At 50.3% G+C, this 15,447-nt stretch carries 9 protein-coding genes; all 9 read left to right on the top strand.

Annotated features, from left to right (window positions below):
- Positions 1-31 precede the first annotated feature (31 nt).
- Positions 32-562, top strand: a complete 531-nt coding sequence (locus METMI_RS0104890) for a hypothetical protein (RefSeq protein WP_019865133.1) — start codon at positions 32-34, stop codon at positions 560-562.
- 12 nt (positions 563-574) lie between these two features.
- Positions 575-6,970: a phage tail tape measure protein gene (locus METMI_RS0104885; RefSeq protein WP_019865132.1), complete on the top strand. Its 6,396-nt coding sequence runs from the start codon at positions 575-577 to the stop codon at positions 6,968-6,970.
- Between the two features lie 68 nt (positions 6,971-7,038).
- A complete protein-coding gene (locus METMI_RS0104880; RefSeq protein ID WP_019865131.1) occupies positions 7,039-8,232 on the top strand; it encodes a hypothetical protein in 1,194 nt (397 codons plus the stop codon).
- Entirely contained in the window at positions 8,222-9,058 is an 837-nt protein-coding gene (locus METMI_RS0104875; protein ID WP_019865130.1) for a phage BR0599 family protein, read from the top strand. Before METMI_RS0104880 ends, METMI_RS0104875 begins: the two co-directional genes overlap by 11 nt.
- Position 9,059: 1 nt before the next feature.
- Positions 9,060-9,404, top strand: a complete 345-nt coding sequence (locus METMI_RS0104870) for a hypothetical protein (RefSeq protein WP_019865129.1) — start codon at positions 9,060-9,062, stop codon at positions 9,402-9,404.
- Entirely contained in the window at positions 9,401-9,607 is a 207-nt protein-coding gene (locus METMI_RS0104865; RefSeq protein WP_019865128.1) for a hypothetical protein, read from the top strand. The genes METMI_RS0104870 and METMI_RS0104865 overlap by 4 nt, the downstream gene beginning before the upstream one ends.
- A gap of 28 nt (positions 9,608-9,635) precedes the next feature.
- Positions 9,636-11,873 carry a phage tail protein gene (locus METMI_RS23140; protein WP_019865127.1) on the top strand — a complete coding sequence of 746 codons (2,238 nt, stop codon included), beginning with the start codon at positions 9,636-9,638 and terminating at the stop codon, positions 11,871-11,873.
- Positions 11,874-11,888: 15 nt separating this feature from the next.
- A complete protein-coding gene (locus METMI_RS0104855) occupies positions 11,889-13,469 on the top strand; it encodes a bactofilin family protein (RefSeq protein WP_019865126.1) in 1,581 nt (526 codons plus the stop codon).
- Between the two features lie 24 nt (positions 13,470-13,493).
- Positions 13,494-15,443: an autotransporter outer membrane beta-barrel domain-containing protein gene (locus METMI_RS0104850; RefSeq protein ID WP_019865125.1), complete on the top strand. Its 1,950-nt coding sequence runs from the start codon at positions 13,494-13,496 to the stop codon at positions 15,441-15,443.
- The last annotated feature ends 4 nt before the right edge of the window (positions 15,444-15,447 follow it).

The following is a 15,447-nucleotide window of genomic DNA, read 5'->3' as shown; positions in this document are numbered from 1 at the left end:
CTTACACAAAGGATATTCACTAGGACACGGCATGTCTATTTTCCACCAGATACACTTCACCCATAGGTTTCCGGTGCCTTTATTGGCACTAGAACACCTCGAAACCTTAAGCAAAGCAGTGCCCCTACCTGAGGCCATCGTTGCCACGCTGATACATTGTTGCGACCGTAAACCGCCGACCGAAGAGGATATGGATTACTTTTTGGAGCGGGTTAAGGAGTTGGATAAGCCCAAGGAAAAGTCCACCAACAAAAACCCCCAAGGTAAGTCGTTAGGTACCTCCTTTAACAAATTCCTTTCTAAACTTCCAGCCGACCGGGTGCTGGTGATGGCATGTGGGTGGGATATAGCCAAAGCGGACCACCTTTATTCCACTGTCGATGCGTCTATAGCGGTGCAGGTTATTGAAGATTATTTATCGCTACAGCAAGAGTCAAATACTTTTCTGTATGAAGCGGTGTTGTATGGTTTTGGAGGCAAATATGACGGGGATGAAGGCGGATCAGAAGATTTAGACCTTACCGGAGCCTCGGCGGCTGATATTAGTGCGTTATTTAGGTAAAAGGAGTTTACCGTGGCAGACATCAAACTAGAAACAATTGTCGATTATGTCTTGAAGGCCGGCAAAGTCGAAAATGAGGCCGACTTCCATAAATCTATGAACCAAGTCATCAGTGCCTTGATTCACAAAATGGACGCGCCAACCGCTGCCTTTGATTTGCCAGTTGAACTGAAGGATATAAAACTCAACAAGACCGACATCAACAAACTGAAGAAACGGCTGACGTCTGAGATTGCGAAAATCGACGAACAACTTGCCGATAATATTGGCAAATCAGACCAAACCAGCAAATCGTTACGTAAACGGCAAGCCGCTGTGAAGTCTCTGTTTGAAGATTTCAATGATGCCTTGGAGAAGATACCGACAATAAAAGTTACGCCAAAAACCAAGCAGGATATGCAGAGGGTTTTGTCCGATCCTTTTGAAATAGATAAAATCCTTAAAGAACGCAATGGGTCAAAGCGGGCGGAAAACTTAAGGGCATACACTCAATATATCAATGATTATAAAAAAGAAATCTCAGATATACACCGTAGGGCTTCGGAAGGTGTAAAAGTCGTCACAGGTGCTGGCGGGACTTTTCAGATCATCAAACCTGAAAAGCTATCCCTACCGGGGTTTGGTAGCGTATCCCAAATACTCAGTAATCAAATGGCAGCAGCTACTAAAGCCATGCAGCCATCTGAGATTGATAAGCGGGAGAAAGCATCCACTCAAAAATCTGCTATTGATTCCGAGAAAGAAGCGGACCGGCTTCGCCAGCTGAACTATGCCGCCCGGAAGCGGATGGCCGCCGACGAGGCTAAAGTATCGACGGCTGCAGAAAAGGAAGCGGACCGGCTTCGCCAGCTGAACTATGCCGCCCGGAAGCGGATGGCCGCCGAACAGCGTAAGGATGAACAGAAACAGCGGGAGGTGGCCGCAACCGCCCTTTTAGGTAGTATATCCGACCAAGCCGTACATCGGGTAGGTGGGTTTTCACCTTCCCAACTACTATCCCTGCAACCACATGAACAAGCGGCTGTTTCTGATAGCCTGACCGCACAGATTAAGAATATTAAAGCAGCCCGTAAGGATTTGCTGCAAGAGATGGCAGGCAAAAACCCCGCCTCCGCTGATTTCAAGCTGCTCAATGACGAATACAAAAAACTTGGCGGCAGGCTACCAGAGCTTCAGCAAGGCTTGAAATTTGTTAATAGTGAGATGCGTGGGCTTGCCGGGTTCACCCATCAGGCAGCCATCGCCACACAGCAATTCCTACGTTATGCTGTCCTCTATGGGGCGGGATATAAACTATTGTCCGGCGTTGGATCCTTGTTTTCAGACACCACCGGATTAGATAAAGCCCTGCACGCCATCCAGGCCATCTCGCAAGCCAGCAAGAACGAGATGGCTATAGTCGAAGAGGCGATTAAAGGCGTATCCGAGGCCAGCCAATTCTCTACGTCCGAGATTGCCCAGGCGGCACAAGTGTTGGCACAAGCGGGTATTCAGATCAATAACCTGCCCAGCATCCTTTCTACGGTCTCGAAATTGGCGTCAACCACGTCAGCAGACCTTAAGACCTCTTCGGAAGTGTTGACATCCCTCAGCGAGGCGTTTGACAAAACTGAACCGATGCAAATGGCCGCCTTGGCGGATCGACTGGCGCAAGCCGTCAACGTGTCCAAACTGACTACGGAAGGGCTGCGCACCATCATCTCTTTGAGTGCGTCTACCGCCAAGCTGACCGGGGTATCCGATACCCAATTGCTGGCTTCTGCGGCTGTGCTGTCTAATAGAGGTGTAAAGGACTCCACCATCGCCACCGGTTTACGGGAGATGATGGTCGAGTTGTTCTCCCCGGATGCCAAGTTGATGTCTTTCTTGAAAGACCGGTATGCCAAAATTGGTGAAGGGCTTATATCGGAAGCCCAGATTCGTGCAAAATACCAAAGCTTTACGAAATCCGATGACCCTATCCAGTCCGTATTGCTGGAATTGAAACGCCTTGGTGTTGCTGGGGTGGCCCGTAATGACTTTAACCGGGTCACTGAAACACGCGCACAAAACGTCTTGCTGCCATTATTAGATTCACTCGACAAGCGCATCGAAAATATCGCCCAAATTTCCCAATCAGGCGCGATTGACCGTGGGGCTGCCACTAACATGGAGGCGGTCAGTAACGCCCTCAGCGGCCTTGAATCTTCCGCTGTGTCACTTAACCACGAGTTAATAAGTGGTTTTTTCCCTACCATAGTTGATATCACTAAAACGCTAAAGTCTTTACTGGAGGCTGCCCGGCAAAATGTCATACAAGCCAATGGCGAGTCGTCAGGGTCTACCCAGAGGTCATTAATATTCGGCGCTGTGGCCGGGGGGTTGGCTTATGCTAAAACCTCCGGTGGATTTATCAAAAGAGGTGCGGCGGCGTTAGGCGTAGGGTCTGCTGCTTCCGGTGCGGATACATTATCCCACACCCAAGGTGACACCGGGGATAATTTGGCCATGGCCGGAGAGGCTGCCTTGTATGCTGCTGCCTTATCTTCCTTGGCCGGGAAAACAGGGGATGTGGCCAAGAAAGGGGTGGTAGTCTGGAGAGACCTTTATGCAGGTATTCAGTTGTTCGCCGAAGCCCCTTTATTGTTTCTAAAGCAAATCCCGATAATCAGGGCAATAGCTGTGGCTGCTGCCGCAGCCGCAACGCTTTATGGCACATACCAGTTATTCAAAGGCCAAGGAGACCCACAGGCCAGGCTTCAGGCAGCCACTAAGCAAATGGCTGACCAACAAAAACAGATTGACGAGCATACGACAGCGTATGCGTCGTTCTCTTCCTCTACCAAGGATGGACAGGCCGCCATTGTTGATGAGGCTCGCAAAGATTTTACTGAAGCAAAGGAGAAAATTGCAAAACAATTGGGCGTCGCTACTCTTTCTGACGAGATCATAAAAGAGGTCACCAAACTGGGTACAGAAGGGGTAGAGTCTGGATCCCCTGCCCAGAAGGAAGTCCTGGAGAGGTTGCGTAAGCTGATCGACGTTTCCGATGAGAAAGTGAAATCCCTTTCGGAAGCCGGACAAAGTGTGGCCGCCAGCCAGGCCATTATTGCCAGCAAGACGGAGCAACAATTACGGGAGATTAATGAGGCTATTAATTCTGCTGATCCGAGTGCTGTCCAAAAATCCATATTAGCCACCTATAACAAATTGTCTGAGGAAGAAAAACAGCTAATCACGACCACCAAAGCTGTAACCCCTGAAAATTTTGAAAAGGTATCCAGTGCTTTAGCTAAAGCTTACCAACTGGTTTTTGAAGATGCCCCCAATCAAATGGCGGACATGCTAAACAACAAAGTTGATGCGATGGCGGCTGCCTGGACCAACCTGGAAGGTGTGGACTCCGCCGGGTTTGACCGTCTAATACTATCTATCCGTGCCACATCGGCTGCAGCCGCCACGGCTACCGAACAAGTTATTGAAAACAACATTTCTGCTTTGGAAGCCGCCAAACGGAAGCTTGAAGGGGATATGTCGCACAGCCCTGCCAGCAACTCCTCTGGCTTTGTCACCCCTGTCAGCAAAGAAGAAAAAGCGGCACAAGAAAAACGCCATGTGCTGTTGACATTTCTGGACGAACAGATCAACGAAGCCCGTACTGATTTAGAAACTAAAAAGACTCAAACAGAGAAGGAACGTAAGGACAAAGAAATAGCTGACAAACTCGCCAAAGAAAAAATGGCGAGGGAGTCCGAGTTTAGCTCCGCCACTAGCAAAGCGGGACAGGCTCAGTATATCGGTGACCTAGCTAACAATAGCAAAGAAGCTATGCTGGAGGAGGAGCTAAAGAAGGCTAAGGAAACCCGCAACCTGGCCCGCGAAAAAGCCATACAGGCGGAATTGCTGGCTATTAAGCAACAGGAGTCAGAGAGGGATTTGGCCACAAAAGTGGCGCACTTTGAAGAGCTTTTTGATAAAAGCGGCCAAACTGCTGTCCAGTTGGACGGGTTAAAGAACCTGCCTGTCGATGAACGGGCAAAACTGTACACAGACCCCAAGGAACAGGTTTACAACCAAGTATCAATATCATCGGCAGAGTTGAAGGCAGCACTGGCTGATGTGGTTAAGGCATATACCTCTTCAACTATCACCCTGCCTGGGGACACTTCCGCGTCGTTGGCTGGTATTGACCGGCAGCAACAGGAAAAAGACCTGAATCTACAACAGGCGCTTATTCAGGCCAAACTGGATGACGTTAATCGCCAAGTGCAATTGGCGAAACTGGAAAATACATTAGACCAGCAAGCCGTGCAGCTGGCTAATGAGCAGTACGGGTTGAAACTGGAATCTATCAATGTTGACCGGGCCTTGGCATCACTGCACTTTGAGGATTCCAAAGTCGTAGAAGCCCAGTTAGCCGCTAAGCGGAAAACGGCGGAGGATGAACGCAAAATATTACTGGAGGATGCTAACCGGCTTCGTCTTGAGAAGGAGAAAGCGTCCTTAGGGAAAGAGTTTAGGGCCGCCAATAAGGCCGTCGAATTTGCTGTTGCGTCAGGTAACCTCAAAGGTTTGGGAGCTTTACAAAAGGATAGGGATGCGTTGGCATTTAGACGGCTCGAAAATGAGCTGGCTACGATGATTGCCCAGAGGTCTCTGCCCGATGACATAACCGCTAGGAAGGATGATGGTGTCAGCAATATACGTAACCAGCACTACAAAGAACAGGCCGACACTTCAGCAAAATATCTGGATAACCTAAACAAGGAGTTTCAGTCCAGTAAGCGGTTCACTCTTTTTACTGATGAACAAAAAGGTTTCCGCCAAGCCACCGGCAGGGATATGACCAGCCGGCAAGTCTTGGCTGAATCGCAAGGGCAGTTATCCGTCGCCGAAACCCACAAACAAGCAATAGAACAAGTCATCAAAGCCCAGGAAGAGGCCAAGGCTTTGGCGACTACGGAAGAAGGGGTGGCGTTATTCACTCAACGCCTGGAAGAGTCCCACAAGCAATTAGACCAAGTTAACCTGACTATCGGGGAATATAAAGGCCGTATCGCCACGTTGACTGCCACATTTATGGATGGGGTTAGAGCAATCAGCGATTCTGGGGTGCTTGCTGAGTTTGAAAAACTCAACCCTGGTTTCACCGAAGTTAGGCAACAGCTGGAATCTCATTTGGCAGGTACGTTAGACGGGATCACCAGTGTTGTGGGGGATTTCATCGCCAACGGTTTCACCGCCGTAAAAGACCTACAAGCTTTGTCATCCGCTCTGCAGAATGTGGCCCAGGCCCAAGGCAATTACCAGTCAACGGTATCAAACCGGGCTAATTTACTCTACCCAATTGAGGCCTCGCCTTCTTTTGCCAAAGAAAGCCAAGCCGTCCAGACATTGATTATCCAACAAGCGACCACCGCACAGAAAGCGGCGGAAGCTGCCGCCGCGCAACAGGTGGCCATTGCCAAAGCCCAGCAGGCTCAAGTCTTACGGGAGAATTCACTCGGCGGGCAGTTGTCGAAGTTTTTCTCCGACTCTACCAAAAGTATCATCTCCACGTTGGTACGGGATTTCTTGGGGCAGGGCATCAAGAACCTCCTGGGATTCAGCGAACAGAAAAACCAATACGACATCGCCGGAAACCTGAAGGTCACTATTGCCGACGGCCTCCCATCTGTTACAGCCGTCGCCTCCGGTACCCAGTCAGCCGATACCGGCGGGATACGCAATGCCATTTCTTCCTGGTTTTCAGGTCGGGCAACCCCTTCCGGCACCTCCGTCTCCGTCCCTCAAGGTATGGGGGGTGTCACAGGAGGGGTATCAACAAACACCTCCAGCAACGCCGACGGCTTTTTAGGTTATCTGGGGTTCACGAAGTCAGCAGCATCCATGGCAGGGTCTGCTTTGTCAATAGGCACCAGCCTGTTGTCTATTGGTACCACGCTGTCTTCATATTTTGACAGCGTAGACAATTATGACGCCGTCCTGAAAGCAGCCACAGCCCATAACAACGACGCCCCGGTGCTGCCGACAAGCGACCCCACGCTGTTGTCGCCATCCGGCACCGATACTAAGTATGGGGCTTTGGCCGGGTATTTGTCCGCCGACAAATATAAACCCATCCTAGATCAAGCAGCCACTATCCTGGCCGCCGGCTCATTGGTTCAAAATACAGCCGGGGCGGCCCAGTTCGTCAATAGCTCACCCATCAGCACAAAGCAAAGCTTGTCCGGCATGTCCGTGCAAAACAATAACTCCGTCAATAATTACAACGGATCCGAACCTGCAGCCCCACAAGTTAATGTCCGGGTCATTAATGCCGTGGATCCGTCAGTTGTCCACGACTATATGTCCAGCTCACAAGGGGAGAAAGTGATCCTTAACACCATCCACAACAACTCTTCAAGTATCAGGGAAACATTACGCTAGTGTGTTTATCCAGGTAGTTTGGTAAACTACCCAAACCCAGGATGGGTCGTCAGTAAAAAGGATTTTACATGTATAAAAGCAGTGGGCCGGAATATACAATAAACGGAAAGACCATCGAGGTTTTCCCGTTCTGGCCAAACTACAAGCGCGATTTCATCGAACGATGGGAATGGAAAACATCCGTCCTTACCTCATTCAATGGTGATGAACAGCGTGCCGCCATACGCCAATATCCCCGCCGCTCCTTCGAATACCAAGTATTTGCCCAAGGCTCTGACAAAGCCGCCCTAAACCACTTCCTTCAGGCTGGAGCCTCCACACTATATGGAGTTCCTGATTGGAACTGGGGTGAGATGCTCCAACCTACCACAACCCAAGACCTCTCCTATTATCTGCCTATTTCCACTACTGGCTTTATTGCCGATGGTTATATAGTTGGGTTCATAGACCCTACCCTTTATGAATTAAGGAAGGTCGTTGCAATCGACGGGGCAGGGGTTCAACTAGACGGCGCAGTTGATTGGCCTCCTGGCACATTAGTCCATCCAGTTATCCCTGCCCTATTGAACAAAGAGCAAGCAGTTGTGCACACAACTGGCCTATTAGCCGAACCTATTATCTCGTTCAACTGTCTGCCATCCCTATCCCCGTTCGACGCGTCTGACACACCTTATCCGGTCTACGCTGGGTTCTATGTGCTTGAGCAGCCCTTCGAGCAAGGCCAAAGCACAACCTTAGACTACGTTTACAAAACGGACACATTGGACAATGGGGTCGGATCGCCCTGGGTCGATATTGAAAGCTACAGCCCCGGTATAGCGCAACCTAAGCAATGGTTCCTGAATGGCCATGACGCCATTACCAACTTTCTCCGTTTCTCTCACTTCTGTGCCGGAAGGTTAAAACCTTTTTGGGTGCCGTCAGGGACGTGGGACGCCGAAATAGTGTCGATAACAGGCACATCCATTGTCATCACGGATTCGGCGTATGCCCGTTTGGTGCCTAATAAGCCCCATCGCCAACACCTCCGCATCACCTCCGCGTTCAGCACTTATTATCGAAAAATCGTAAGTTCGGCAAGTGGTGGAGATCTGGAAACTTTGACACTTGATACATCGCTGCCAATAACGGCTTCTGAAGTTACCGGTTTTTCGTTCCTGTGGTTAGTCAGGTTCGATGCCGACCGAATTGAAGTGGCATATATGCACGCGTCATTAGCTAAGGCCGTTACTCCTGTAAGGACACTAAACCATGACATTTAATGCGTTAGAAGTCAGCAGTTACGATAGCGAACCTTACCATTTATATGAGTTCAGCAACGGGTTTATGACGTGGCGGTATACAAGCTCTGAATATTTGGTCAACCAATTCTCCGAGGTGTTTGTCCCCGAACAAATTTCCCATACCGAGATCGGTGGCACCACGGAACTGAATAAACAGGTGTTAAAAGTCACTGTACCCCGTAGCAATGACATTGCCCAGATGTTTCAGTTTTACCCGCCCACAGGGGTGGTTCTCCTGACAATCTGGGAATGCCACCACGGCGACAGCGAAGTTGTGGTTGTCTGGATTGGACGGGTACGGACTACCGAGTATATGGGGGCGCATGTGGAAATACAGTGCGAACCCATTTCGACGTCCATGAGGCGGCTGGGCTTGCGCCGCATATTCCAGCGCCAATGCCCGCACATCCTCTACGGCCAGGACGAAGGCGGGTGTCTTGTAGACCCTGAAGCGTTTAAGGTCATAGCCACCGTCTCCAGCGTCAGTGGTTTAGTCATCGCGGTCTCCGGCATGTTGACAGCCAACAGCTTCAATGGCGGGATGATGTCATGGACATCCTCGATAGGCCTCCAGTATCGGTTCATCACGTCCAACGACGCCACCACCCTTTCGGTTAATTTTCCTTTCATGCCGCCCGGAGACACTTACGGAAGAGATTTGGAAGTCGGCACCTCAATTAATCTCTATCCCGGCTGTAATCATACGCTGACCGACTGCATTGAAAAATTCAATAACTTGGACAATTACGGCGGGCAACCCTTCATGCCGTTAGACAATCCATTCAATGGGGCGACGTTGTACTGATATGAAAATATTACTTAATTTCGTTTTTAGCTGTGTTTTTTGGTACGGGGTCTATTTAGGGCACCCAACCACCACCTTGGCCGCAGATTTCGGCATCAGTGAGATCATCGCCTTAATATTGATGATCGTGGCAACGGTCATCTCAACAGTATTCAGACCCCGCCCCATACCGCCTGCCGCTGCCAGCCTTTCCGATTTCCAAGTGCCGACCGCAGGGGAAGGCAGGGCTATCCCAGAGGTGATCGGCACTGTCCGTATCAAAGGGCCTAACGTCGTCTGGTACGGCAACCCGTATACGGACCCGATTCCCGCACCGGGTGGAGGGTCGTCAGGAGGTGGGTCGTGACCGTAACTATTCAAGATGTAAGGGCACTAAATTACTGCTCCAGAGGGGCTAGGGAATTTTGCGAAAAGAAAGGGTTGTCGTGGGATAAGCTGCTCCGGGAGGGGCTGACTTATGAAGAATTAAGGGCCGGAGGCGAGGATGCCATGGTCGAAAGGTTGATACAACAAGCGGAGCAACGGAATGCCATCGAAAGCGGGGGGTAATATTATCGGGTACAGGTACTACTTAGGTATGCACCTGGTTATTGCCCGAAAGATCGACGCGCTACTAGGCATCACGGTCGGTGACCGGATTTTGTACGGCTGGGACAACACATCAACAGGGGTTCCGGTGGACCAGTTGCCTGTTAACTTCGGGGCTTCTTTCGCCGCTGAAACCCCAACCTCTGGGTATGCCGGATTCACCACAGTTGGATTACAGTCATCGGTCGATTTTGAAGTCGATAAGATGGAGCTTTTCGGCGGGGACATGCGCGAAGGAGGGGTTAGAGGCACGGTTGGCCTTCGCTTAGGGGAAGCCACCCAAGTCAAAGACCCGTACCTGCAGACCCAATTCGGGGATTTCACCCCGGCATTCCGTGGCGTCGTGTCCCTGATTCTCAAGCGGGTTTATATTGGGGTAAACCCATATTTAAAGAATTGGGCATTCCTGGTTCGCCGTATCCCCCAAAGCGACTGGATGCCAGATTATGCTTCCATCGTTGCTCCTGACCACCACATAGACGCAAACCCTGCACATACATTGCGGTGGCTGATAACTGATTCCAAGAACATGGGGTACTCCACTACCAAGGTGGACGCAACTTCTTTCGAGTATGCGGCAATCACGCTGTTCAACGAAGGATTCGGGTTATCCTTCCTTTGGGACCGGCAATCTTCTATTGAGGAGTTTATCCAAAAAATCCTGAACCATATCAACGGGGTCTTGGTTGTTTCACGGACTACCGGAAAATTTGAGCTTACATTATTAAGGGCGGACTACACGGTCGGGGATCTGCCAATATTCGACGAAGCAAATATCATCAGTGTCGATAGTTACCAACGTGCGTCCTGGAGTGAAACCGTCAATGAAGTGACTGTCCGGTACACAGACCGGTTTACCGGCAATACCCACGGTGTGACGGTACAGGACATCGCCAATATCCAGGTACAACAATCCGTGGTCAATACCGCATCCGATTACCCCGGTATCACTAACGGGGATCTCGCCGCCAGGGTCGCCCAGCGTGACCTGCAGATATTGTCCGCCCCGTTAAGCAAAGTGAAGTTCACTGCTAACCGTACCGCCTGGAACTTAAAGGTCGGTGATGTAGTGGTGTTCAAATGGGCCAAACTTGACATATCCTCCATGGTGGTGCGTATCGGGGCTATCCGGTACGGCACGTTGGCAAACCGCACAATCACCATCGAAGCGGCGGAGGACGTTTTCGCCCTGCCTGCGGTTTCCTATTTCTCTTCTGTCCAACCAAGCATCCCCACCAGCACGCCATCCCCTATACCTGCTACGAATCAACGTACGATTGAGGCAACGTTCTGGGATGTGATGAAACGGGTAGGCACCCCAAACGCTTTGGCACAATCGGACACCGCCGCGTTCCTGACCGGGGTGGCGGTCAAACCAGGCAGTTTGGCTGCTTCTTTCCAGTTTGAATCCAGCGGAGTGGGTCCATCAGGCCCGTTCGATGGCATATTCACCGGGTATTTTTGCCCATCCTGTGTGACCCCAAGCTTAATCCAAGAACTGGTGTCCACTTTCACTTATTCCGACGACACCGATATGTCCATCGTGGCTGTCGGGGATTTTGGGTATATCGACGATGAAGTTGTTCTGATATCCGCCATTGATACAAGCACTCACTCGATCACATTGGATCGGGGCATATTGGACACCACACCTATGGCACATAGTGCCAGCCGCCTTTATGTCACCAGCTCCTTAAAAGCCGTCAGCACTTGGGAGTACGGGGATGGGGAGACGGTCTATAGTTATATCCGGCCACAATTTCCGCTAGGCACATTGGCCAGATCGGATGCCACGGTGGTGACTTCAACGTTGGCTGGTCGGCCTAACAGGCCTTACCCCCCTGGAAAGTTTCGACTGAACGGTTCCGAATATCCGCCTGTGTTGTCCTTGGCTATTGACCTTGTGATTACGTGGGCACACCGTAACCGGACACAGCAAACAGCCTATCTTGTGTTGCAGTCCGAAGGTTCCATCACAACCGAAACAAGTGTGACTTATAACCTGACGGTGGTTAACTCCTTGTTAGGGAGCCTGGTAAACCAGACAGGTCTGACTGCCGCCACATACACTTATTCAGCGGCTGATTTTGCCGACGCTGTCGCCGCCAGCGCCGATACGGACATCTCCCACTACGTGGGCAGCTCGAACACAGTTGAGCTGTGGGCGACTAGGGGCGGCAAGGACAGCTGGCAACGGCATACATTCACTTATTACCTGTTGAGTTAACCCAAGGAGGGGATTATGGGTATAGGAGTACCAAAAACAGCGAAAGCATTTATCGGAACCTGTGAGCTTCGTATTGGGGAACTGACCGAGGCCGGGTTGCTGACTGCAGACCACTCCGTTGGGTATATCGACAATGTGAAGTTGGACATCCAATCCAATATGGCCGACTTACGTGCAGGCCACCCTCTCTCGCTGTTTGATTCTGCAACCACCAACACCGTCACCGGATTCACCGGAACACTTCAAGAATTTAGCCGCCGCAACTTAAACTTTTTAGTGTCTAACCGCATCGCCAATTATGACGCGCTGTCCACCGAGGTGGGCGGAGATATTGCCAATGTATCTTCGGATTTGCCTATTGGTAAACACACAGGGTTCCATTTGACAGGGCCTACCGGATTTACATTGGTGCCCGGGGACACTGTGGTCATATACCAACCTTCGGACCCCGGAAAACTAAGTGTCTGTGTTGTCGATGCGTTCACCGCCCCGGTATCCCCTGAGGAATATGCGGTAGTTGATATGGATGACAGGTATCCTTTGGTCGGGCCAGGTACAGACACTTTGGCGTTTTCATCAGGAGCATCCGTCAAATGGTTTAAATCTTTGCCTGTTGAAATAGGGGTTTCCATCTACCGGCCACAGTATTATTCCGTCCAGTTAATACAACTGAACCGCCCTATCGGGAAACCGATGACATGGTTGTTTTGGAAGAATTTCATTGTGCCGTCTCTATCCGTGGAATTTAAAGCCAGCGATTGGAGCAAATTTGGCCTGCAAGTCAAATGCCTCCGTCCGTATCTTTCTGATTATTTGGAGATAGGCAGCCCCCTACACCACCTTGTGTCCCGCATCAGTTACCGCCCTATATTCGAAGTCCTCGATTTGTCTGACAACACCACGGTTGAAAACCCTCTCTTAGATTTGGCCGGAATATCGGGATCTGTTTACGGGGATAGTTCTGTTACCGGGGATATAACCGTCGAGGCCGGGTTTTCTGGAGCTGTTTCAGGGGATTCCATAATCACCGGAACCGTGTCTATCGGGGCAGGGATGGCAGGGGATGTGTCAGGTGACTCCATAATCACAGGGAATGCGTCTATCTCTGCTGGGTTAGCCGGTGATGTATCAGGGGATTCTACGGTAACAGGGGACCTGACTACGGGAGCAGGCGGTTCCAGATATTTTAGGTTAAATATTAATGAACCTTTCTCAGGGTCTGTCGTAGAGGCGCAGTTTAGGGTTGCTAAGTCTGGAACCCGCTACCCTAGCGATATGAGCAGTGATAGCCAGCCGCCTCTGGAGGCGTCAGCTAGTGATATATACCTTGGCCACTCCGCATGGTTCGCATTCGACTCCGATACGACGACACATTGGACGGCAAGCTATACAGCAGGATGGGTACAAATAGACCTAGGGACGGCCATCACCCCTGATTATCTGTACTTAACGGGTAATGGCAACAATGGCCCAAGGGTTTGGCAGTTATTAGGGTCTAACACAGGGTCGTTTACAGGGGAGGAGGTCACGTATTTATCCGTCACCGAAAGCATACAATGGGGGCTGTTCGAAGAGAGAGCCTACCCCATACCTTAAACACACCCCACCAAGGATTCAGGCATGGGTACGATAGGGGCACCAAAAACATCAAAGGCGGCGATAGGGGCGTGCGAATTGCGGATTGGCACTCTCGCCAATGCCGGACGACTGACCTCTGACCAATCAGTCGGGGTTGTCCATGACGTGAAACTGGATTTCACAGCGGAATCTTATGATTTCAAGACCGGATATATGCCAAAGCTTGTAGATTCGGCAACCACCCACACATTAACAGGGTTTACGTGTAAACTCCAAGAAGCAAGCCGCCGTAACCTTAACTTCTTATTGGGAAACCTATTGGAGCCTACGACCGCTGCAGACGTTTGCGGAAATGTCGTTAATCCTGGTGAGGGTTTGGATATCGGGAAGAATTTAGGATTGTGGCTATCAGGCCCGACAGGGTTTAGCTTAAGTGCCGGGGACATTATCACTATATACGCAGCTAATAACCCTGGCCGGGTAAGCGCCTGTGTGGTAAGCAGCTTTACCGCCCCAGTGTCCCCTGCCACTTATGCGGTTGTCGATATTTATGCAGCTTCCCCTCTTGTAGGGTTAAATTCAGATAGCCTCGCCTTTCCTATTGGATCTGATATTAAATGGTTTAAAACAGCCCCGGTTTCAGGCAGCCAAGATACCCCCGCATCTGTTTATTACTCCATGCAGCTGGTCCAGCTAAACCGGGTCACGGGATTTCCGGTCGGGTATAACTTCTGGAAGACTTTTATTGTACCGTCTTTATCGTTAGCTATTAGCCCAAGTTCGTGGGCTACTATAGAGCTGCGTGTGAAATCCTTACGACCTTATCCGAAAGACTATACGCGATCAGGCAGCCCGCTTAACCACCTGGCTGCCAGGATATTGACGAGTCCGGTATTCGAAATGTTCGACGTTCCTGACGTGTCTCGAACCCCAATTATAAATGCACGTATCCGGGGAAGTGTATTGGGGGATTCCACAGTCACCGGAGGTTTGACCACATCAATAAACCTGGCCGGGGATGTTTCAGGAGATTCAATTATCGTTGGAGATTTGACCACATCCATTGATTTGGCTGGAGATGCTTTAGGGGGTAGTACGGTCATTGGGAATATGACCACTGCAGTAAATTTGGCAGGAGGTATTTCAGGGGATTCCATAATCACTGGAGATTTGACTACCTCCGTGGACTTAGCCGGTAGTATCTCAGGAGATTCTACGGCAACTGGGGATGTGACCACATCCATTGATTTGGCTGGGGATGCTTTAGGGGATTCGACAATAGCCGGGGATTTAACTATTCCTAGTTACATATCTGGCGATGTATCAGGGGATTCCACAATTACCGGGGATTTGACCACTTCAGTAAATTTGGCAGGCGTGATATCTGGAGACAGCACAATAACAGGAGACTTGACCACTTCAATGAATCTGGCAGGAGGTGTTTCTGGAGACAGCACAGTAACAGGAGACTTGACCACTTCAATAAATCTGGCAGGAGGTGTTTCTGGAGATTCCACAATTACCGGGGATTTGACTACGTCCACCTCCGGTTACCGGTATTTTTGGTTAGTGGTAACCACTAACAATGGGGCGTCCACTACTATGGTAGTGGAATTGAAGATATGGGTTGGGGCGACCCAATACCCGACCAATGCAATGACTAGCGATTCAGGTCCAGGAGGGTACACGTCTTCAGCCAGTAGTAATTTCTCAGGGTCAGAAGCCTTCCATGCGTTTGACCGTAGTTTATCCCTATCTAATAGATGGAGGGCTACCGGAAACTCCGGGGAGTGGTTAGCTATTGATATAGGGGCGGCGATCTCCCCCACCGCATTCTGGATCGCTGCATCCCAAGGGTTTGCCCCGAAAGATTTTATTTTAAAAGGTAATAGTGTCAATAATTTGGCAACGGCCACCACTATAAAATCTATTACTAACGAGACTGATTGGGGGGCCCCAAACGTGGTCGAGGAGAGGGGTTATACTATCTAAACCA

It is taken from the genome of Methylovulum miyakonense HT12 (assembly GCF_000384075.1).
GTDB lineage: Bacteria > Pseudomonadota > Gammaproteobacteria > Methylococcales > Methylomonadaceae > Methylovulum > Methylovulum miyakonense.
The sequence above is the reverse complement of the archived record's forward strand: the minus strand, read 5'-3'. Positions and strand labels throughout refer to the sequence as shown.